Here is a 22,198-nt window from a genome sequence, read left to right on the forward strand (position 1 = left end):
TCGTTTACCAAGGTTATGAGTATCAATTTGATTAAACTTTATTTTAAAGCAACATTTGCCTTTTTACAGCCCTTTTCGAGTAATGAGAAAGAAATATGCTCGAGTGTCTACTATTAATCAAAACTTAAATCGGCAAATTGGTATGCTAATGAATATGGTTGTGAAAAAATAATTAAAGAGAAATTTACTGGTACGATTAAAGATCGAAAAGGAATCATTAACTTTTTGATATCATAAGGAAAGGCGATACAGTTGTAGTGGAGATCATCTTCCGTTTAGGACGTAAAACATTGGATATCCTCAATATTATTCAACAGTTAGACGAGATGAGGGGCAATTCATTTCTTTAAAAGAAAATATAGATACGAGAACCTCTACGGGCAAAGCCATGTTCTAAATGATGGGTGTCACTGCTGAATTAGAAAGAAACCTTATTACTGAGAGAGTAAAGGAGGGACTCAAAGCAAGTAAAAGGCATGGGAAGACATTAGGTAGACCCAAGTTGGATAATGAAAAGCTTACTGTTACCAAGCCAAGAAATGAAGTGGTTCTCTCGAAATAACGGAATCGATCTTTATAACAATTTAATAGCGGCTGAGGCGGCACCATATGACTTAAACGAATTCCCAGAAGTGTGGGTTTGAAATAAAGTTACGATAATTATAAAAAAGATGCGATATTTTGAATAAAGTTTTGAAGTTTACAAAAAAATTGTGATTCTTTACTTCCAGTTTTGCATATAAACAAGAAAGGGGGATAGAACCCCTTTCAGACTGCAAATAAACTCTCGAAGTTCATTAGGTTTGTCCACAATCTCAAACAAATTAAACCTACTAATTGTAGGTTTAATTTGTTTGAAAATTTTATTATGCCTTGGAATAAGGTGTGAGTAACTTATTAAACCTGATACAGTTTTCTTCTTTCAATATCGTTTGGCGGAGTTTCTCCAGTCATAATTCGAGTCAGCACTTTTTCTTCTAACAAAGCTAGGTTATTAGAAGAGAAATGGCGCGGTCTTGGTGCATCTACTTTTATATCCATTGCAATTTGACCGTCTTCTATTAGGATGATCCTGTCGGCTAATCGAATTGCCTCTCTAACATCATGTGTAACGAGTAATGCAGTGAATCCTATTCTTTCCCAAATACTTTCGACTAAATTTTGCATTTCTAGTTTAGTAAAAGCATCAAGTGCACTAAGTGGTTCATCGAGCATTAGTAAAGATGGTTCGTGAATTAGTGCTCGAGCAAGGGCTACCCGTTGCTTTTGACCGCCAGATAAAATAGATGGCCATTGATCTTTTAGAGATAATAGACCTACTGCATCTAAAACTCGTTCTGCTTTTTCTGACCAGTTTCCTTTTAAGCCTAGTCCTACATTTTCAATTACCTTTTTCCAAGGTAACAGTCTAGAATCTTGATACATCATTGTTATATTGGCTGTCGATTGACTAGATGGAACCTCATCAAACAGTAGCTCCCCATTGGTCAGTGTTTCTAATCCGGCTACTAGTCTCAAAAGTGTACTTTTACCACTCCCGCTTTTTCCGATAATTGCTATAAACTCACCTTTTTCAATGGTTAGTTGTATGCCTTTTAAAACTTTTTTGTTACCGAAAGATTTACTTACATTCTTAATATCAATTTGAATGGCATGATCATGGAGAGAATGTTTATTTTTCTTCAAATCTTTTGCTTGTAAATCGCTCAATCTTCACACCTCTCTTATAGTTGTCTATTATAGTTTGCATTCCATTTTAAAGCTTTCTTTTCCCCCATTTGAGCAATAATATCGGCTAATTTGCCAAGTAAGGCGTATATTACAATACTTAAGATAATAATATCGGTTTGCATAAATTCTCGAGCATTTGTTGCTAAATATCCTATGCCCTCTTCTGTTGGGATTGTTTCTGCAACAATTAAAGTCAGCCACATTACACCAAGGGCATATCTTAAGCCTACAAAGATTGAAGGAAGTGCTCCTGGGAAAAGAATATGTTTAAATAAATCCCAACCTTTTAGATTATACATTTTCCCCATTTCGATGAAGCCTGAATCAACAGTTCGAATGCCATGATAAGTGTTAATATATACGGGAAATAAAACCCCTAATATAACAAGAAAGATTTTTGCGCTTTCATCAATACCTAACCATACAATCACAAGAGGTAATAAAGCTAAGTGAGGAATATTTCTTATCATTTGTATTGTTGTATCTGTTAAACGAAATGATATATTGGAAAGTCCATTTAATATTCCAAGAATAAAACCAATTAACCCGCCAATTAACATACCAATCGCAGCACGTGAAAGACTAGCTAGCACATGCTGGAATAATTCACCGGAAACTGTTAACTCCCATCCGCTAATTAACACTGTTACTGGAGATGGAAACAATGATGCTGAGACAAGCTCTAGTGAGGAGACTAACTCCCAAATAATCAATAGTATAATTGGAATAATCCAAGGTATGGACTTGTTTAACCATGTTTGTGTCATTTGTTTCATTCCTTTTTAGCAATTTTTAATTATTGGATAGGCATATCTTTGGATACATCAAGTTTTTTAGGAATTAACCCAATTTCAAAATACTTGTCAGCTTGCCTTTGCTGAGCATCAATTATTTCTTGTGTAATTGAAGTTGCTCCATACGTACGACGTTCAACTGCTTTGGCAATAATCTTCTTATTAATACCTAATTCTTTAGATAATGATGCTGTAACTTCATCCTTATTCTCGTTTGCCCACTGATCAGATTTATCTATAGCTTTTATAATCGTTTTCACAACATCAGGGTGATTTTTTGAAAAATCAGGGGTAGCATAATAGAATGTACGGTTTGGATAGTCATAATCCTTATTCTCTGTAAACGTAATGGTGTCAAGTTCTGTTTCTATACCAGCAAAGAAAGGATCATAGGAAGCAAGAGCATCCACTTCTTTTGTTTCAAAAAGAGAACGACCTTGTGCAGCATCTTCTGGATATACCCATTGAACATCGTCAGCTGATAGACCAACTGATTCAAGTGCAAGAACCGTTAAGTAATGGTGATTTCCACCTTTTAAAACGCCTACTTTCTTTCCTTTTAATTGCTCAATGGATGTAATCCCTGAGTCTTTCAAAACCATTAAACCAACACCTTCAGGGTTTGGAGCATCTGCCCCAACATAAACAAGAGGTTTACCAGATGCTTGAGCAAAAATCCCTGATCCATCAGCAGCGTGACCAAAATCAATAGACTTAGCATAGATTCCTTCTAATAATGTGCCCCCGTGTGTGAATAGTTTCCACTCTACTTTGTAACCGTCTTTTTCTAACGCTTCTTCTAAAAATCCACTTTCCTTAAGGATATTTAGTGTATTGCCTTTTTGGTAACCAATTTTTATGACTTTTGTATCTTTACTATCTGAACTTGCTTTCGATGATCCGCAACCAGTGATTATCAGTAATGCTGACATTAATAGAACAAGCCATACGACCAATTTTGATTTTTTTGCAATCATTGTTATATATCTCCCTTTTTACTTATTTTTCTTTGAAAATCTATAGATAGCACCTAGTACTTGGAAATCTTCTTTTTGATTTGAATCTGAAAATTCAACTAAAAACGGCTTTTCTCCTCTATTCTTTAGAGCTTGTAAGACTATGCCATCTCCAATTGGACTGTAAAATACTATATCCCCACCTTCTAGTTTTAATCGTTGACCGCTAGCGTTTAACGATTTATCAACAAATGGTTCTTCAGCCTTTAAGTTCAAATAGTTGGACCAGTTTTCAATTACACTCTTGAAATCTGGGACTGCGAATGCAACAGATGATAACGAAATGTTCCCTTTGGGATGCTCGGCGATAACAGATCGATTTATTAAATCCTGTTTACGCTCATCATCTTTCTCGCCCCATTCTATGAAAAATGGTAATTCAAGCTTTTCACCAATTTTCCCAACATGTAATAGCTTCCAGCTAACAAGGCTACCATCAGGTCTTCTTCTACTTAATGGAGAAGGACCATATACTTCTAACCCTAAACTTCGAAAACGCTTTGCTTCGGCCTCTAAATCCGTTGATCGAAGAGCTATTCTTGATAAACCTTCCACAAAATTATCGTTTTGGAATGTCTTCCTTAAGCTGTATTTTATATCAGCAGCTGACTCTACTAATTGTTGGTCAAACACACCAATTAACTCTATGTAGCTTAAGTCGAAATAACTAAGGGAGTTATATGTACCAAGGTATTCATGTTTGCCTCCTTCTACTGCGTATAGTCCTAATTTTTTATATTCTTTTATCGCTTTTAATGGACTGTTTACAAAATGTACGAGATGATCAAACTGAAATCTCATAATCATTCTCCTCTCCATCATTAATGTCTATTTTGAAGTTAAATAATGTGCCGCCAATTCTAGAAAGACATTTCCTAGTCCTAATAAGGCTTTTTCATCAAAATCGAATCGCGGGTGATGAGGAGGAAATTGTGTCTCAGGTTGATCATTCCTTGCCCCAACATTAAAATAAGCACCTGGTTTGTGTTCTAAATAGTAAGCATAATCTTCTGCTCCAAGAACTATCTGTTTTTCAAGGAACGAATCAGGGGAAATGTTTTCTTTTACAATTTTTTCGATAAGTGTAGCTTCCTCTTTGTGATTTATTAAAACGGGATAACCATTTTCATAATCTAATGTGTAGTCAACATGATCAGCCTTTTTAATCCCTTCGAGAATTGCACGAATTTCAGCTTCTATTTGTTTACGAACTTTAGAGTTCATCGTGCGGACAGTACCTTCAAGTTCTGCAGTGTTTGCGATAATATTAAATGCATTACCAGCATGAAAACTTCCTATTGTTACAACAGCCGGTTCTACTGGATTAATGCGACGACTAACGATTTGCTGTAAGTGACTCACTAGTTCACTACCAATTGTAATAGCATCAATAGTTTCATGAGGTCGCGCTCCGTGTCCTCCTTTGCCTTGCAGTGTAACTTTAAATTTATCAACAGATGCCATCATTGGCCCTTGTCTTGTCGCAATTTTTCCAATCGGAATATCGGTTGTTAAATGGCCTCCAAAAATAACATCAACATTCTCTAAGGCACCATCTTCAATCATAAGCTTCGCTCCACCGGGCGGTTTCTCTTCCGCGTGTTGAAAGATGAAGATGATATTTCCATTCAATAGTTTACGATGGCTGCTCAATACTTTTGCTACTCCTAGTAAGCTTGATGTATGACCATCATGGCCGCAAGCATGCATTACTCCATCGATTGTTGATTTATAGGACACACTTTTTTCATCCTGAATCGGCAATGCATCAAAATCTGCTCGAAATGCGATAGTTTTCCCTGGTTTAACACCTTCAATGATGCCAATTACACCATTTCCTCCAACCTGTTCACGAACATCAATTCCAAAACTTCGTAACTTTTCAGCAATGAATTTAGGGGTTTCGGACTCTTCAAAGGATAATTCAGGATGTTGATGCAAATGTCTTCTCCATGAAACAATTTCTTCATAATCATTTTGAAGTTCTTTATAAAAATCAATTTCCAACTCTTCCACCAACCTATTTTTAGTGTGAATAACCATATTGAATGCTCCTAGTTTTCTAAAATTTAATAAATAAAAAAGGACACAGAAATGAATGGAAAAATCAATCATCTCTGTATCCTTTGGTTGACCAATCGGATATCTCTTGAGTTAGAACTTTCATAATGCTTTATTACTAATTGATATTAAAACAATTAAACCAATTAATCAAGTGGGTTTAATGAAGTTTTTATTTTTTATGGATCGACAATAGGTAAGGCTGTCATTTTAAGAGGTAATTTCAACTTCTCTCAAAAAAAATGATGTTTGAGAGGATGAAAAAGCGAGTTTGTAAAAATCTCCCATGCCGATGACAATCCGCAAAATAAACCAGCATCAAATTGATGACCAGAGAGGGAAAAGCCAGACATAGAGTAAATAAAATCCCTCCAGTCAAGTTGATGAACTTGAAGTCTAAATTTCGCAGTACTTCTTCCACAAAGGGGAAGTCAGTAAAAGCGGGAATAGTGCTGGAAGGGGCCGGTGTCAAGCGGTTTTATTTTTATTAATCAGAGAATTATGTAAAATGTAATTAGCTGAGCGATCGTTCATCACACTTAATTTAATGAGTTTAAGGGGGAATCGTCTATGAGGAAATCCAGTATTATTTTTTTTCAAAGGAAATTTCCAAGCGCAAATATGGTCCTTATTAAGGACCAGCTCCCCATCTTGATTGACACTGGCTTTGGGAGTGATGCGGAAGAAACAGAACAATTAGTTAGAGAAGCAGGTATTTTACCAGAAGAGTTACATCTTGTTGTGAACACGCACTATCATAGTGACCACGTAGGAGGCAATTTTTATCTTCAAAAAAACTATGGAACTACAATTGCTGCCCATAAATGGGACGCCGGTTTAATTAATTCTTGTGACCGTGAAGCCTGTAGTGCAGAATGGCTAGACCAGCCTGTAGAACCTTATCAAGTCAATATAAAGCTCTCAAATAATGATGAGATTCATACAGGAAGCAGAACCTTGAAAGTCTTGCACACACCGGGACATACGTTAGGGCATATTTCTTTATATGAACCTGAGGAAGAGATATTAATTTGCGGGGATCTTTTTCATAAAAATGATATTGGGTGGTTAAATATCTTTCGAGAAGGCGTTGCATCTATTCAACGATCGATGGAAAGTTTGGATCGGTTGTCCAAGCTTCAAATCCAACACGCCTACTCCGGACATGGTCCTCGAATAGATAATCCTCTGGTTGCCATTGATGCAGCGAGGACTCGGTTGGATAAGTGGATTAAGGCACCAGAAAAAGTTGCATGGCATGCCTGCAAGAGGATTTTTGCATTCACATTAATCATGAAAAACGGATTGGCAAAAGAAGAAATCGATAATGACCTATTAAGATGTGGCTGGTTCCAAGATTTTGCACGCTACTCTTTCCAGCTTCGGCCAGAAGAGTTTATTCAAATCCTGCTTGATGAGATGATTCGTTCCGGAGCAGCATGCTGGCACAATAATTATTTAATCGCTTCCGCTCCATACCAAGCACCACCGGTGAAATGGATGAATCGGAACATAAAGCCGAAAGATTGGAGTACTCAATATCCCTTGCGTGACTAAATCAAGCGGGAAGCGAATGAAAAACTGCTGAATCTCGACTGGTAGTAATAATCTCTTCTTTAACGGAGAAGGATAGTTGAACATCGTTATTATTTTTTCTAACAGTTTGACTAAGATTAAGTAAAAACAAAAATTGCGAAGAAATATACTTAAACTATTGGACCGCATTAGTTTAGCAAGGAGTAATCGAAAATGGAATAGTGCTCCTTCTTTGTTTTATACAAAAATCAATTATTAAAATGTAATAGGGTTTTGAATTTGAAATATTTTACATAGTAAATGAACAGTGGTTGGATGAAGAAAGAGGAGGAGAGCACTTTTCTAATATTTTAGCTGCTCGATCTTATATCAAGATTAAATCACTTTATTTTCTCTTTATATATGATATAGAATTTTTGTATAAATAGATAAAAATGCTACAATGAATAATAATGCACATAGAGGGATTATAATGAAAAACTCGATTATAGAAGTAATCAAAGATTTGAAAAAAGTGAAAAGGGGGCATATTTGTTATTTCTATAATAATGAAATAACTTACATAAATAATGTCGTTTCCTTTATAGTTACAGGAATAAGGAACGGTAACCACATTTTGCTCGTCGAAAATGATAGAAATATTCTTCTTATAAATAAGCAGTTAGAAAAAGTGCTGAGTAAGAAAGAATGGACCTTCTTGCATGTTATAAATAATTATGATTTTTACTATTTTAATAAGAATTTTAATCCTCATACGATTGTCAATCATTTCTTAGAAAATATAGAACCGTTCCTAAAAAAAGGGGCTTCGATCTGTACTTGGGGACTTATCGAATGGGGGGAAGATAAAGAAATTCACCAATGTATAGAGGAATATGAAAAAGAAGTGGATAAAATAACAAATGAAAAAGGGATTATTTCAGTATGTGCGTATAATGCTGGGAGAACACCTCAATCATTAAAAGAACTGTTAATAAAATGCCACGGGGTAACATTGACAGATGATGAAGCAGTAAAATTGAGATAAAGACAATATAAAGTGAAGTTTTATCCAATCACTATTCTACAAGCAACACGGGACTCAATAAAGTTTCGACTGTTTTTAAAGTTCCATACATATTACAGAGAGTGCCTCCATTTTGATGAGTCTTTTTTCAAAATGGAGTTTTTCTAGTTTTTAAATACAGGTTTACGACCTCACCTCTATCAAACTTTATTTCAAAGCCGCATCTTGTAGGAGTCTTTTTAGATGTTATTCTGATTGTTTTGTCTTTTCGTTACGAAAGCCCCCTTATTGGGTTACTTCAAGTATAAAACCACTCTTAGCAGGTGTCCCAATTCATTAGGGGGCTAAATTTATAATGACTATCCGTAAGAGCTATGGAAAACGAGGGAGATGATTAAATGTATGTAAAATAATTTTGCTGATGAGAGTGTGAAATGTCCAAACTGCGACAATAATCAATGTCTGTCCAATTATTCATTAATGATTGTTTTGTATGCTTCTACTATCTTTATTGTTCTTGTGATATTGCTTTTGACAATATTTATTAACGGAAAGCATAGCAAACTTGTCATCTATCTATTCTTGTTCTACAGTGTATCTAACTTGTTTAAAAGTGGTAATGTCTCCCGATGATTTGTCATTATCCGTTTGTAGTAATTGTACTTTTGGTTTGTAATCTGTTCGGAGAGCGTCTTTGATATCACCAATGTCTAACGTATATACTTTATCATTCTCGATGGTATCTTCAAAAATTGTTTCGTTGGCCACAGAAATAAAGGTAGTTTTATTCTCATCAATGCCACTAACCTTAATTTCAATTGCATCATCTGCGGTAGTGATGGTTGGTGTAACTAATTCAAGTGCCCCTTGTCCCTTATCAACCAAAGAACAACCAATCAATGTTTGTAATGCCATAATTGTAAGTAAAATAAGACCCAGACGTTTCACTCATTTTCCTCCTTATACTCTATAAGTATTTATAGTCTCAAAGTTATGGAAATCCACACTTTATAGCTTTAGCAAAGAAGCTAAAAATAGTTAATCTTTATTTGATGAGTTTCATATTATTTATTTTTCATGGTCCATTCCTTCATACTGCTTGATTTGTTCTAATTCCATTTTAAACCATCTGTGTATTGTTTGCTAGTTATCAGCAATGATGAAATTAGGGGAAAATTGTATAATGAGGATATGATAAACTTATTAATAAAAGGAATAGGGGCATTAAAAATTAATCTAACTTTTTATGAAAAACAAAATAAAGCTATCGTTCTGACCAATCTTTTTTCAGAACGATAGCTATTTGTATATGATGAAATCAAGCTATCTATAAGTTATAAAGAGTTACTAAAATTTATTACATATGACTATTAAAAAGGAGATACTAGGTTTTAGAGAGTCTCTTCATTGCGTTGTTTAGAAAAGAATTGATCATTTTCATATTTAAGGAGTTTGCAGAAAAATATATTATCATAGAAATGAGGCTATATATTTATTGAGGTGATACCAACGGAACTGTTCTGTTATAGCAAAATTGATTATTTACAATAAAAGATGATTAAAAAATCCTGTTTCTGCAGGATTTTTTAAAACAATAGGGGCAGCATTCGCTAAAAAGCAAAACTTCTATATAGAATACTTTTTCTTTTCATCATAATTTGGTGAAGTACTGGAGTGTGCTAATATGCGGTCTAATACTTTTTTTGTAAATGACATAAAGCAATTAAGTATCAGACCCCCTAAACAAACGGTTAATAAAGTTCCAACACCAATTGGTCCGTTTAAAATTAAGGCCATGATCAGGAATATGAGGTAAATGAATGTTCTCGACCAAAATATATTTGTTCCAGTTAATTCTTGTATGATTAATGTTAATCGGTCAATTGGAATCGGTGCAAAATTTGTGTGTAGATATATTGCGGTTCCTAACCCTATAACAACTAGACCGGTTCCAAAACAAATAAACTTGCTGTACCAAAGGTCAGGAGTTATCAAATTGTGCAATAAAAAAAGCCACATATCAATGCCAATACCTGTTATAAGGGCAGTTCCTAATCCTAAAACTTCTGGTCTTTGTCCTTTTAAAAGTGAATTGCAACATATCAATATTAAAGCTAGGATGACTTCCCAACTTCCCACAGTAAGCCCTACATTTATAGACAGACCTACTAACAGTGCATCAAAAGGGGAAGTTCCCAGGTCTGATTGTATAGTGAAAGAAATACCAAGAGTTAATATTAAAATTCCTAATACATAAAAAACATATTTCACTTTATACGACCTCTTTATCATTATTTTTTGTTGCAAATGCAACAAATTTAGATTAAATTTAATATATGCCATTTTTATTGCATTTGCAACAAAAATATATACTAAGGAGTTAATTATGAAGGAAGTTCTTCGTGAGATTGGAATGATAGCAAGGGCATTAGATTCTATAAGTAATATAGAATTTAAAGAATATGACCTTACAAAGGGGCAGTATTTATACCTTGTGAGAGTATGTGAAAACCCGGGAATCATTCAAGAAAAATTAGCTGAGATGATAAAAGTAGATCGAACAACAGCAGCGCGCGCTATAAAGAAACTGGAAATTAAGGGCTTTATTGAAAAGCGAGAAGACCAACAAAACAAAAAAATAAAAAAGCTCTTTCCGACAGAGAAAGGGAAAAGTGTTTATCCTTTTATAAAAAGAGAGCATGATTATTCTGATATCGTTGCATTAGAAGGGTTTTCCGAAACAGAAATAGAAACCATTTTCAACCTGCTTCAAAGAGTAAGAAAAAATATAGAAAAAGACTGGGAATTTGTAAAAAAGGGAAACAAGAGAAATTATTGATGATCTAAAGGAGAGACATATTTAAATGACTATAAAGATAAAAAAATGTAACCTAGAAGACTCACGTAAACTTCAAGAAATTAGTTATGAAACATTTGATGAGACATTTAAGCATCAGAATTCACCCGAAAATATGAACGCTTATTTGGAAAGGGCATTTAAGTTAGAACAACTAGAAAAAGAATTATCCAACATTTCTTCACAATTCTTTTTTGTTTACTTTAATGATGAAATCGCTGGATATTTAAAGGTCAACACGAATGATGCTCAGTCTGAAGAAATGGGGGATGAATCACTTGAAATCGAGAGGATTTATATAAAGAAAAAATTTCAGAAGCAAGGGATTGGTAAATATCTGCTAAATAAAGCTATAGAAATTGCCATGGAACATAATAAAAAGAAAATCTGGCTAGGTGTATGGGAAAAAAATGAAAATGCTATTGCTTTTTATAAGCAAATGGGATTTATCCAAACTGGATCCCACTCTTTTTATATGGGTGATGAAGAACAGATAGACTTTATAATGACTAAAACACTAAAATAACCTTCTTTTGAAGGTTATTTTAAGGTCACGAACGTAGAGGAAGTTTGGGGGCAAAAACACTCTTTTGGCACAATGGGCGCGGCAGGACAAACGAAACCCCATTGCCACTCATTTGCCTTTAGAGTTAAAAGGGTCTTTGAAATATTTAGTGGGAATAGATTAAGCAATAGCAACTACCTTTATAGGGGTTGCTATGTATGTTTCTTATAAAAAGGTCCTTATGACCTTCTTATCTGGAATTGCGTTATACCTGCTCTTCTGGGATTGATAACTGGAATAGGATTTCAAGGAGCAGCTAAACCGTTGCTGGACAAAGGATTAGGAGAATATTTGATAACAGAAAAAGGGGCAACACTCTATAGGAGCTGCCCTGGATTAATATTGATATTCAACGAAAAAACGATTGAATACATAGTGTACGCCTGATACCTTTCCCTGCTACATTGCTGTTTCGATACCGACTTTTTAACAGAGGGAAGTAAGCAAATTACATAATATTACTTTTCAATGACTTCAAAAATGTAAGGTATATTGCGGTAATGATGACCATAGTTCAGCCCATACCCTACTATAAACTTGTCTTCGATAACAAATCCTTTATAATCTACTTCAATATCAACTTGTCTACGTGATGGTTTGTCGAGGAATGTACAGGTCTTTAAACTTTTGGGGTTTTTTTCTTTAAGAACATTATATACTGCTTTCATTGTATGTCCTGAATCCAATATATCATCTATAATAAGGACATCATATTCGGAAATATCCACAGAAAAGTCAGAGACCTTTACATTTCCATTGCTAGTTTTTCCAAAGCCATAGCTTGAAGTTTCCATAAATTCAATTCTAACGGGAACCGTTATGTGCCGAACTAGGTCTGCCGTGAAAATAAAACTTCCTCTTAATAATGAAATAATAAGGAGATTTTTATCTTCCTTTTGGTAGTCATTTGACACAAGTGCCCCTAACTCTTTTACCTTCCCATCAATTTCTTCTTTGCTAAATAATATATTTTCTTTCATTATTTTTCACCCTTCTAGTAATTATTTCATCGTTTTTGAGCCTTCACCTAAAATACGTACTGAATAACAAAATTACTAAAAAACAGAATGGCAATCATATAAAGAGCTGGGTGAATTTCCTTGCCCTTTCCTATTAATAGCTTTATCAGCGGATAGAGAATAAAGCCAATGGCCATGCCATCTGCAATGCTATATGTTAAAGGAATCAATACGATAATTAAAAGTGCTGGAATGCTCTCTGTTAAGTCATCCATTGGAATATGAACTACGTTTTGCAACATAAGAAGTCCAATCAATATCAGAATTGGAGAAACCGCACTTGCCGGAACAATTTTAATAACAGGTATAAACAAAATAGAAATGAGAAACATAAATCCTGTCACCATGCTCGTTAAACCTGTTCTCCCGCCTGCTGTGATTCCTGCGGCTGCCTCCACCGATACTACAGTGGGACTTGTGCCAAAGATACCCGAAGATAAAACTGAAACGGCTGTTGCCTGAAGCGATTTCTTGCTACTTTCAGGACGGTTAAGCATTTTGCTATGTCCATGTATCAGCCCAATATTTTCAAATACGATCACCATGGCAAAGGAAATAGAAGTGAGCCAGAAAACGATATTTCCTGCTTGTCCCCACGATATTTGACCAAACACTCCAAAATATTCGTGAAAAGAGGGCATTGAAAGGGACATTCCCTTAAATGTATCTCCCTCTAACCAAATTGATAAAATCGAAGTAATGATAATACTTAATAAGAGATTTCCAGGTACATTTTTAATAAATAAGATAATCGTAATAATCAAACCAATAAACGTTATGATTACTGTGGGACTGCTTAAATCACCAATTGCAAGCAAGGTGTGCTCAGATTTCGAAATAATTCCCGCATTTTCGAAGCCAATAAAAATCAGTAAAATCCCAATTCCAATGGTAATGGCTTCTTTCAAGGAGTTAGGAATGGAGGAAGTAATCACTTTTGCCATTGGTGTAAAGGCAATAACGATAAAAATCAGTCCTGAAATGAAAACCATGGTTAAGGCTTCCTGCCAAGTAAATCCCCCAGATTGAACGATTGTATAGGTGAACATCGCATTTAACCCCATACCTGGAATAATAAGAAGAGGAGTATTACTCCATAAGCCGAGGACTAAACAACCAAAAAAACTGGTTAATATAGTTGCAATAATTCCCGCCTCCATCGGGATTCCTGCCTCCACCAAAATCGTCGCATTGACAATAATAATATAGGCCACAGTTATATATGAAATCAGCCCTGCAGAAACTTCCTTTGCAATTGTCGTATCATATTGATTGAATTTGAAAAAGCGCTCCATATTAATCACCTTTCTAATTTCCTGTCAAATGAATATGAAAGTAATCTTAACATGGACTCAATTATATGGAAAATATATAATTTGAATAATAACTATACAGTTTTTAAATACAAGGAGACATTTATGGACCTTAAACAATTACGGTATTTTATTGCAATTGCTGAGGAAAAGAGTTTAACAGCTGCTGCGATTCGGCTACATATGTCTCAACCACCACTAAGCATACAGTTGAAACAATTGGAGCAGGAGTTAGGGGTTAAATTATTTGAACGAAGCGGAAAGACCCTGGAATTAACTGATAAAGGCGGTGTACTCTACAAAAGGGCGTTACATCTTGTGAATAGTGCAGAAGAAATAAAAAATGAAATACAGGAAACAGAGGAAGGAAAAAAGGGTGTACTTGCTATCGGGATCAACACTTTATCTCTATCAGGATTTTCAGAAATGCTCCGATCCTTCCACAAGAAGTTTCCCCTTGTTTCATTAAAAATAGTTCAAAATGATTCTTTTTATTTAGCAGAAATGATAAAAACAAGGGCCATTGAATTGGCATTTGTGCGTCTTCCGCTTGAACATCGGGGTTTGGCCTATCATCATCTAATGAATGAGCCCTTTTTTTTCGTAACAAATAAAGAAACACACACTATTTCATTGGAAGAGCTTTCAGATATCCCTCTCATCGTTCCAAGTACAGAGGGATTGGGTATCTATAGTACGATTCTTGAAGCATTTTCAAGGCAAAATCTTCAACTAAGTAAAATGGCGGAGTGCTCCGATATGCACACTTTAATGGAGATGGTTAAAGGAGGCATGGGAGCAACAATTGTTCCAAAATCAGTTTTGGATGTCTATAGGGATAAATGTCTCTATTCCATACCGATCAATGATGCTAACTTGGCATCTTCTTTAGGAGTTATTTTTCTTGAAAATCATTATGTCTCTACACCTGCAAAAAACTTTATGGAGCTAATAAAGGAATACTATAGACTTTCATAACTATAATAAAACCTTAACTGATTATCCCTTCCTTCAAATATGCATCCAGAAATCTGCCTAAACAAAAGACCCAGGATACACAAAAGGTTTTTTTACGAAGCCAGGGCCGGATTAGCAAGAAGAAATGAAACTTTTAAATATAAGCTTGGTTGATTGGATCCCCGCCGAATTTTGCATAAAAACCCTCGAAGGCAAGACCTGAAAATACACTGTATACCGAAGCCAAACCTTAATAATCGGGCGCTTTAATGGAGCAGCTAAAGCCTAAGTTCTCACTTATAACACCGAGAATTTAGGCTTTTTATATCGGGGTTTCCTTAACGTTGCAAACCTGCATTTTTCTGACACTATCCTTTAATGAATCGATGATTCCCAGCGTATAAAACCGTCAAAAGGTTGATGGCCCATAAGAAAATTCATCCCTTGCTAAGCAAAAAAGCCCTTGATCATTCCATATTGGAAATGAACAGGCGATCAATCATATGATTTCTAAATTTTTTTCTATATTGCTCATGTTTCATTGGTTCTGGTGCAAAACCTCTTCTCTCATAGCAGTTAGAAAGAGAGGGCGCGCGTAATGGCATAAAAATTGCATTTATGAGGGAGCCTCTCTATACATAAAATAAAAAGACGCAGGGGGTGTGCAGATGAAGGTAAATCTCTCATGGTTTCACCTTTAAGAAAATGGGCGTTCTTTCTTTTTATCCACATAAAACCATAAAAGGGTAATCTTGAATAAGGAGTGATCTTGTGAATTTGCTTTGGTTAAATCTTTTTGCTGCAGCCGGTGTCACAGCTTATGGAATCTATTTGTTTATGTATCTATTAAAGACCCGTTATGAATACATTAAGCTGGGCAAGAAACAAGAGTTTGACAACGATGTAAAGAAGCGGATGGAGAAAATCTGGGTATTTGTTTTTGGGCAGAAGAAGCTGCTCAAAGATAAAAAAAGCGGAGCCATCCACGTTATGTTTTTCTATGGCTTTCTGCTCGTGCAGCTAGGGGCTGTCGACTTTATTATTAAAGGCATCATACCGGAAGCGCATTTGCCGCTCGGTCCGCTATATGGAGGATTTAAATTCTTCCAGGAGCTCGTCACAATCATAATCCTTGTGGCCGTCGTCTGGGCGTTTCATCGTCGTTACGTTGAAAAGTTGGTTCGCTTAAAGCGCGGCTGGAAGAACGGACTTGTTCTTATTTTTATTGGCCTTTTAATGTTGTCCGTCTTAATCGGCAATGGGATGGATTTAATCTGGCATGAAGGGACAGATGTCCACTGGACTGGCTTGGAACCGGTGGCTTCTGCTGCAGCCGTTGTGTTTTCAGGGATCGGCACAAAAGCCGCCATTGCGTTTTTTTACGTGTCCTGGTGGGTGCATCTATTGGTCTTGCTGACATTCCTCGTGTATGTGCCGCAATCCAAGCACGCTCATTTGATTTTCGGGCCGGTCAACACGTACTTCTATCGCTTGGATCGACCGGGTACGTTGAAGCCGATTGACTTTGAGGATGAGACGCAGGAATCATTTGGTGTGGGGAAGATTCAAGATTTTAACCAGCTGCAAATGATTGATTTCTACGCTTGTGTGGAGTGCGGCCGCTGCACGAATATGTGTCCGGCAACCGGCACAGGGAAAATGCTCTCGCCCATGGATTTAATTGTTAAGCTGCGCGACCATTTAACAAATACCGGGGCAGCGGTAACATCCAAACAGCCATGGGTGCCGGCGTTTGCATTTGCCAATACAACAGGGAATCAATTGGCTCTTGCCGGTGGAGCGGAAGCAGCGGCTGAACTGCATCATCCGAGCTTGATTGGGGATGTGATCACCGAAGAAGAGATCTGGGCGTGTACAACATGCCGCAACTGTGAGGACCAGTGCCCGGTCATGAATGAGCATGTGGATAAAATCATTGATCTGCGCCGCTATCTCGTTTTAACAGAAGGAAAAATGGATCCTGATGCCCAGCGCGCGATGCAAAGCATTGAGCGCCAAGGCAATCCATGGGGACTGAACCGTAAGGAAAAAGAAAATTGGCGTGAGCTGCGCGATGATGTTTACGTACCGACAATAAAGGAAATGAAGAAAGCCGGAGAAAGATTTGAGTACCTGTTATGGGTTGGCTCGATGGGATCCTTTGATAACCACAGCCAGAAAATTGCCCTTTCTTTTGCGAAGCTGTTAAATGAAGCAGGCGTAAAGTTCGCGATCCTTGGCAACAAAGAGAAAAACTCCGGTGATACCCCGCGTCGTCTCGGCAATGAATTTTTATTTCAAGAGCTGGCAACTGCGAACATCGCAGAGTTCGAGAAAAACGACGTGAAGAAGATCGTGACGATCGATCCGCATGCCTACAATATTTTTAAAAACGAATATCCAGCCATGGGCTTCAAAGCGGAAGTGTATCATCATACCGAGCTGCTCGCTCAGCTGTTGAGAGAAGGCAGGCTGAACCCCAAACATGCGGTCAATGAAACGATCACGTTCCACGATTCGTGTTATCTCGGCCGCTATAATGATGTTTACAATCCGCCGAGGGAAATCTTGAAAGCGATACGGGGTGTGAGGATCGTAGAAATGGCCCGGAACCGGCAAGACGGCATGTGCTGCGGCGCCGGCGGCGGATTGATGTGGATGGAGGAAAATACCGGCCACCGCATTAACGTAGCACGGACGGAGCAGGCACTGGCAGTCAGCCCATCTGTCATTAGCTCGGGCTGTCCGTACTGCTTGACGATGCTGTCGGACGGAGTGAAGGCGGTGGAGAGGGAGGATACCATTCGAACGCACGATATCGCAGAACTCTTGGAAAGAGCCTGTATTGCCGTACAGCCTGTACAGAAAGCGCTTTGAATATTTAGAAAACTCAGGTAACATGTAAGGGAAGGGGGAGGAGGATATGAGTGTGATTCTATCAACAGAGGCGCTTCCATTTCCTTACTTTATTACCTCAACACAAGGGGAGATTCTGTCGGTCAATGAGGAAATGAATAGGCAGCTTGTATCGAATATAGTATACAAGCGTGTAGAAGAAGCATTTGACGAATGGAAGGTTATACAAAATGATCGTCTTGTTCACGCAAGGGTAGGTCGCAAATACTGTCTGTTCCTTAAAGAGGTGATGGAACAGGGACAGATTTTATATGTAGGGGTATTCTCAGAGGAGCTGGCCTCCCTTTTGAAAGAATTAGAAAAACTCAAAAAGGCAAACCGTCATCTTGATGCCGTTATTGAAAGCTCATACGATGGAATTTATATCACAGACCGGGACGGTATCACGTTAAAGACCAACTCGGCTATTGAGAGAATAACAGGTATTCCGAAAGAGTATTATATTCATAAAAGTGTGACAGCCCTTATGGAAAGAGGCATCCTTGAAAACTCTGTCACAGAGCAAGTTATGCGGAAAAAGAAAACCGTATCGGTCGTTCAATTAAATTATTCAGGGCGTGAGACATTGCTGACAGGCAGCCCAGTACTGAACGAAGAAGGAGAAATCGAAAGCGTTGTCACAAATATTCGCGACTTATCGGATTTAAACGACTTACAAACAGCTTTGCGAAAAGCAACGGAAATGAATAAGACCTATCAGAAAGAGATTGAACGATTAAAAGGAAATCTTGCTGCAACGGGCGAGGATGCAATCATCCAAAGTGAACAAATGAAGTTAATTTATGATACTGCTAGCCGGATTGTTAATGTAGAGGCGACGGTTCTCATTCTAGGAGAAACAGGTGTGGGGAAAGATGTGCTTGCGAAGCATATCTATAATCACAGCGAAAGAAGAAAGCAAGGCAAGTTTATTAAAGTGAATTGCGGGGCTATACCGCCGGATTTATTAGAGTCTGAGTTATTTGGCTATTCAGGAGGGGCCTTTACTGGAGCGAATAAACAGGGGAAGCCAGGGATGTTTGAACTGGCTGATAAGGGCATTTTATTTCTAGATGAAATTGGTGAAATGCCGCTGAATCTTCAAGTAAAGCTGCTTCGCGTTATACAAGAAAGGGAAATTCAACGTGTCGGCGGAATCGCAACAAAGAAAGTTGACGTTCGGCTGATTGCGGCAACAAACCGCAACTTGAAAGAGATGGTCCAGGATGGAGAGTTTCGTGAAGATTTATTTTACCGGCTAAATGTTGTGCCGATTCACATTCCGCCTCTTCGTGAAAGAAAAGAAGAGATTTTGCCCCTTGTGAATCTGTATCTGAAGAAAATCAATCAAAAGTATGGGACAACGAAGCAATTGAATGAGGAGCTGAAATCCTTCTTTTATGAGTATCATTGGCCTGGAAATGTGAGAGAACTTTCTAATTTACTGGAGCGTCTCGTCCTGTTGACTAGAGACCATATTATTGGCCTAGAAAACTTACCTGCAGAGTATAAAGCAGAAGCCGTAGAAGCGGCCGCACAAGATGGACACATAGTCACGTTAAGAGAAGCCACAGAAGCAGCGGAGAAGAAAGTCTTGCTGTGGGCCGTCAAAAAATACAAAACGACTTATGAAATCGCGGAGGCTTTAGACACGAGCCAGCCGACGATTGTTAGGAAACTAAAAAAATATAAGATAAAGATTGAAGAATGAAGAAAAAAGCTATCCGAAAAGGTAGCTTTTTCTTTTTGACAACCACCTCCATTTCCTCGTTGAAGATTCAAAAATGTATTAAGGATACATTTTTGAATTGAGCTTTACAGCGATAATCTTTTTAGTCGGATTCAATTATGAATTATTTCTCTTTTTTGTCCTTCCTTTTTCTAGAATAAATTAGCTTTCCGCTTGGCATAAGGATTGCATTATAAAGGAGTAATAACAGAATAAAAGGAGGAATTGGCATGATTGAAACCATGACACCAGAATTGGAACAAATGAAGCAGATGATCAAAAACTTCGTAGATAAGGAGGTAGAACCGTTTGCTCAGCAAATTGAAGAGGAAGATGCCATTCCGCAGCACCTTGTTGAAAAAGCGAAGGAACTTGGCCTTTTTGGAATTAGCATTCCAGAAGAATACGGAGGCATTGGGTTAAATCAAGTCGGCAAAGCGACTGTTTTAGAGCAGCTCGGACGCACGCATAATGGATTTGTCAGCTTAATCAGTGCTCACACGGGAATTGGCAGTACAGGTTTAGTAAAACTCGCTTCCCCTTATTTAAAAGAAAAGTATCTCCCAGACATGGCTGCCGGAAACAAAATTGCCGCTTTTGCCCTATCAGAGCCCGGTGCCGGTTCAGATGCAACAAATTTAGCGACGAGAGCGGAAAAGCGCGGCAACAAATGGATTTTAAACGGAACGAAGCATTTTATTACAAATGCACCGGTAGCCGATGTTTTTACGGTATTCGCTTTAAATGATAAAGAAAAAGGGGCAAAAGGAGGCATTACAGCTTTTCTAGTGGAAAAAGACTTTTCAGGCTTTACAGTTGGAAAGAAGGATAAAAAAATGGGACTTCGCGGTTCTTATACAGCCCAGCTCATTTTTGAAGATTGTGAAGTGCCGGAAGAAAATGTGATTGGGGAAGTCGGCATGGGCTATGTCTCTGCTTTACGTATTTTGGGCGAAGGGCGTGTTGGTCTAGCAGCCCGCGCAGTCGGTTCATGTCAAAAGCTGATTGAATTATCGGCCTCTTACGCGAAAGAAAGGGTGCAATTTGGACAGCCGATTGCTGCTAATCAAGGAATTCAATGGATGCTGGCAGACATGGCAACTGAAACAGCAGCGGCCCGTGCATTGGCCATAAGTGCAGCTCAAATGATTGATGAAGGCAAAAAAGCCATTAAAGAGGCTTCGATGGCAAAATTATTTGCTTCTGATGTATTTAATAGAGTAGCTGATAAAGCAGTGCAGATTCACGGTGGCATGGGCTATGTGTCAGACTATCCTGTAGAACGGTTTTACCGGGACGCTCGGATTACAAAAATTTATGAGGGAACGAACGAAATTCAGCGGATGATTATTGCAAGAAAAGTACTGGAAGAAAATTAAGAAGTATCTACCTATTAATCATGAAATGAGGGTTTGCTATGCGTTGGGTTGTCCTCGTTCTTCTGTTCTTTGGCATGATTATTAATTTTGCAGACAAATCTATTATCGGGCTTGCTGCTGTTCCCATTATGAAAGATCTGAACCTTTCTTATGCGGAATGGGGCATCGTCGGAAGTAGTTATTACTGGCTCTATCCAGTGACAGGTGTGTTCGGCGCAGCTCTTGCGGACAGAATTGGGGCCAAAAAAGTGTTGGGGGTGCTAATGCTGACCTGGGCTGTTCTGCAGTTCGGCGTGTTGGCCATTACAGTATTGCCGCTTCTTGTAGTATACCGTGTTTTGCTTGGGGCATTTGAAGGGCCTTTCAGCCCGGTTGCCTATAGTCATGCCCATTCATGGTTTCCACCGAAGCTCCGCGGATTTGCCAACTCGGTCGTTGTTTCAGGAGCGACTGTCGGAGCTATGATTGTAGCTCCCTTGCTAGTTGCGCTTATTAATATATTAGGTTGGAAAATGGCTTTTGCCTGGCTAGGGGCAGCGAGTATTATCTGGGCGATTGCCTTTCAATTCATGACAAAGGAAAGTCCTGTGGACGCGTATAAGAAAGCGAAGAGCCAAAAGAAGAAACCATTGGAAAAGCTGAATATCAAAGATTTTCTAAGGCTGCTGGCTTCTCCTTCCGCTTTATTTACAACACTTGCTTACTTCTCCACGTATTTTCTTGTCGTATGGATTGCCGTATGGCTTCCGATCTATCTTGTTGAAGTCGTCAAGATGAGCTCGGCCCAAATGGGATTCGGTGTCATGGTTATTGGAATCGCTTCCACCATTATTTATATCGGTGTTTCTGCTTTATCAGATTATTTATTTAAAAAGAACCAGAACTGGCGATTGTCAAGAGTGTATGTCGTAGGCATTTCCATGGCTATCGGTGCATTATGTATGGCTTCCATTACGATTTTTCAGCATCCGGTTTGGGTAGTGGCTGCCATGTGTTTGGCAAAAGGTTTAACCTATGCGATTTTGCCGATTGGACCGACCATCATGATCAACGAATTGCCTGAAAGAGGCAGCTTGATGACAAGCATTTTAACTTCATCAGGAAATATTGCGGGAATTGTGGCGCCGCTTGTGACTGGTTTTATTGTGGGACTGACTAAATCGGATAAGTTGTTCGGTTATAACCTGTCGATTCTATTTATGGCCGTTCTTGTATTGGTATTTTCTATCTTATTCATCATGTTAGTGAGACCTGCTAATCAAAAAAATGTAGAAAAAGAACAGGAAGACAGCCTGCTTAAAACGTCGAATTGATTCATAGCGGCTGAAAAGCTCTTTAAA

18 protein-coding genes and 1 pseudogene are annotated in these 22,198 nt (G+C 37.8%); 10 read left to right on the top strand and 9 right to left on the bottom strand.

Features of this window, described 5'->3' with window-relative positions; all coding sequences use genetic code 11:
* Positions 1-82 precede the first annotated feature (82 nt).
* A pseudogene (locus tag ACH0BF_RS17955) lies at positions 83-526 on the top strand (recombinase family protein); the annotation flags it as partial.
* Between the two features lie 371 nt (positions 527-897).
* Here ACH0BF_RS17955 and ACH0BF_RS17960 read toward each other — a convergent pair.
* From ACH0BF_RS17960 to ACH0BF_RS17980, 5 genes are read right to left on the bottom strand one after another with little or no spacing between them, the layout of a single operon-like run.
* Positions 898-1,710: an ATP-binding cassette domain-containing protein gene (locus ACH0BF_RS17960; RefSeq protein WP_406909925.1), complete on the bottom strand. Its 813-nt coding sequence runs from the start codon at positions 1,708-1,710 to the stop codon at positions 898-900.
* 14 nt (positions 1,711-1,724) lie between these two features.
* Positions 1,725-2,498 (bottom strand): ABC transporter permease subunit, encoded by a 774-nt coding sequence (locus ACH0BF_RS17965; protein ID WP_406909927.1) that lies wholly within the window; start codon positions 2,496-2,498, stop codon positions 1,725-1,727.
* A 29-nt stretch (positions 2,499-2,527) separates the two neighbouring features.
* Positions 2,528-3,502: an aliphatic sulfonate ABC transporter substrate-binding protein gene (locus ACH0BF_RS17970; protein ID WP_406909928.1), complete on the bottom strand. Its 975-nt coding sequence runs from the start codon at positions 3,500-3,502 to the stop codon at positions 2,528-2,530.
* Positions 3,503-3,520: 18 nt separating this feature from the next.
* The gene (locus ACH0BF_RS17975; protein ID WP_406909929.1) at positions 3,521-4,342 is read right to left on the bottom strand and encodes a VOC family protein; all 822 of its coding nucleotides are present in this window, start codon (positions 4,340-4,342) and stop codon (positions 3,521-3,523) included.
* A 27-nt stretch (positions 4,343-4,369) separates the two neighbouring features.
* Positions 4,370-5,584, bottom strand: coding sequence for a M20 metallopeptidase family protein (locus tag ACH0BF_RS17980; RefSeq protein WP_406909930.1), 1,215 nt, complete (start codon positions 5,582-5,584; stop codon positions 4,370-4,372).
* A 588-nt stretch (positions 5,585-6,172) separates the two neighbouring features.
* On the opposite strand from ACH0BF_RS17980, the gene ACH0BF_RS17985 reads away from it, so the two are divergent.
* Together ACH0BF_RS17985 and ACH0BF_RS17990 are read left to right on the top strand one after the other, a co-directional pair.
* Positions 6,173-7,159: an MBL fold metallo-hydrolase gene (locus ACH0BF_RS17985; protein ID WP_406909931.1), complete on the top strand. Its 987-nt coding sequence runs from the start codon at positions 6,173-6,175 to the stop codon at positions 7,157-7,159.
* Between the two features lie 451 nt (positions 7,160-7,610).
* Complete coding sequence (locus ACH0BF_RS17990; protein ID WP_406909933.1) at positions 7,611-8,165, top strand: MEDS domain-containing protein; 555 nt, start codon at positions 7,611-7,613, stop codon at positions 8,163-8,165.
* A gap of 555 nt (positions 8,166-8,720) precedes the next feature.
* Here ACH0BF_RS17990 and ACH0BF_RS17995 read toward each other — a convergent pair.
* Both ACH0BF_RS17995 and ACH0BF_RS18000 read right to left on the bottom strand, forming a co-directional pair.
* Positions 8,721-9,092, bottom strand: a complete 372-nt coding sequence (locus tag ACH0BF_RS17995) for a hypothetical protein (RefSeq protein ID WP_406909934.1) — start codon at positions 9,090-9,092, stop codon at positions 8,721-8,723.
* A gap of 678 nt (positions 9,093-9,770) precedes the next feature.
* Positions 9,771-10,415 carry a YczE/YyaS/YitT family protein gene (locus ACH0BF_RS18000; RefSeq protein ID WP_406909935.1) on the bottom strand — a complete coding sequence of 215 codons (645 nt, stop codon included), beginning with the start codon at positions 10,413-10,415 and terminating at the stop codon, positions 9,771-9,773.
* A gap of 115 nt (positions 10,416-10,530) precedes the next feature.
* On the opposite strand from ACH0BF_RS18000, the gene ACH0BF_RS18005 reads away from it, so the two are divergent.
* Complete coding sequence (locus ACH0BF_RS18005) at positions 10,531-10,983, top strand: MarR family winged helix-turn-helix transcriptional regulator (protein ID WP_340856629.1); 453 nt, start codon at positions 10,531-10,533, stop codon at positions 10,981-10,983.
* A 25-nt stretch (positions 10,984-11,008) separates the two neighbouring features.
* Positions 11,009-11,527 carry a spermidine/spermine N(1)-acetyltransferase gene (gene paiA / locus ACH0BF_RS18010; RefSeq protein WP_340856628.1) on the top strand — a complete coding sequence of 173 codons (519 nt, stop codon included), beginning with the start codon at positions 11,009-11,011 and terminating at the stop codon, positions 11,525-11,527.
* A gap of 497 nt (positions 11,528-12,024) precedes the next feature.
* On the opposite strand, the gene hpt is transcribed toward paiA, so the two are convergent.
* Positions 12,025-12,546, bottom strand: coding sequence for a hypoxanthine phosphoribosyltransferase (gene hpt, locus ACH0BF_RS18015; protein WP_406909936.1), 522 nt, complete (start codon positions 12,544-12,546; stop codon positions 12,025-12,027).
* A gap of 47 nt (positions 12,547-12,593) precedes the next feature.
* Entirely contained in the window at positions 12,594-13,880 is a 1,287-nt protein-coding gene (locus ACH0BF_RS18020; protein WP_406909937.1) for an NCS2 family permease, read from the bottom strand.
* On the opposite strand from ACH0BF_RS18020, the gene ACH0BF_RS18025 reads away from it, so the two are divergent.
* From ACH0BF_RS18025 to ACH0BF_RS18045, 5 genes are all read left to right on the top strand, one after another.
* On the top strand, positions 13,854-14,876 hold the full coding sequence (locus ACH0BF_RS18025; RefSeq protein ID WP_406909938.1) for a LysR family transcriptional regulator: 1,023 nt from the start codon (positions 13,854-13,856) through the stop codon (positions 14,874-14,876). The two genes, ACH0BF_RS18020 and ACH0BF_RS18025, sit on opposite strands and share 27 nt — an antisense overlap.
* A gap of 750 nt (positions 14,877-15,626) precedes the next feature.
* A complete protein-coding gene (locus ACH0BF_RS18030; protein WP_406909939.1) occupies positions 15,627-17,732 on the top strand; it encodes a (Fe-S)-binding protein in 2,106 nt (701 codons plus the stop codon).
* A gap of 46 nt (positions 17,733-17,778) precedes the next feature.
* A complete protein-coding gene (locus tag ACH0BF_RS18035) occupies positions 17,779-19,461 on the top strand; it encodes a sigma-54 interaction domain-containing protein (protein ID WP_406909940.1) in 1,683 nt (560 codons plus the stop codon).
* A 248-nt stretch (positions 19,462-19,709) separates the two neighbouring features.
* Positions 19,710-20,858, top strand: a complete 1,149-nt coding sequence (locus tag ACH0BF_RS18040; protein WP_340856622.1) for an acyl-CoA dehydrogenase family protein — start codon at positions 19,710-19,712, stop codon at positions 20,856-20,858.
* A gap of 38 nt (positions 20,859-20,896) precedes the next feature.
* Positions 20,897-22,171 (top strand): MFS transporter, encoded by a 1,275-nt coding sequence (locus tag ACH0BF_RS18045; RefSeq protein WP_406909941.1) that lies wholly within the window; start codon positions 20,897-20,899, stop codon positions 22,169-22,171.
* The last annotated feature ends 27 nt before the right edge of the window (positions 22,172-22,198 follow it).

This window comes from Pseudobacillus sp. 179-B 2D1 NHS (assembly GCF_045370945.1).
Taxonomy (GTDB): Bacteria; Bacillota; Bacilli; order Bacillales; family Domibacillaceae; genus Pseudobacillus.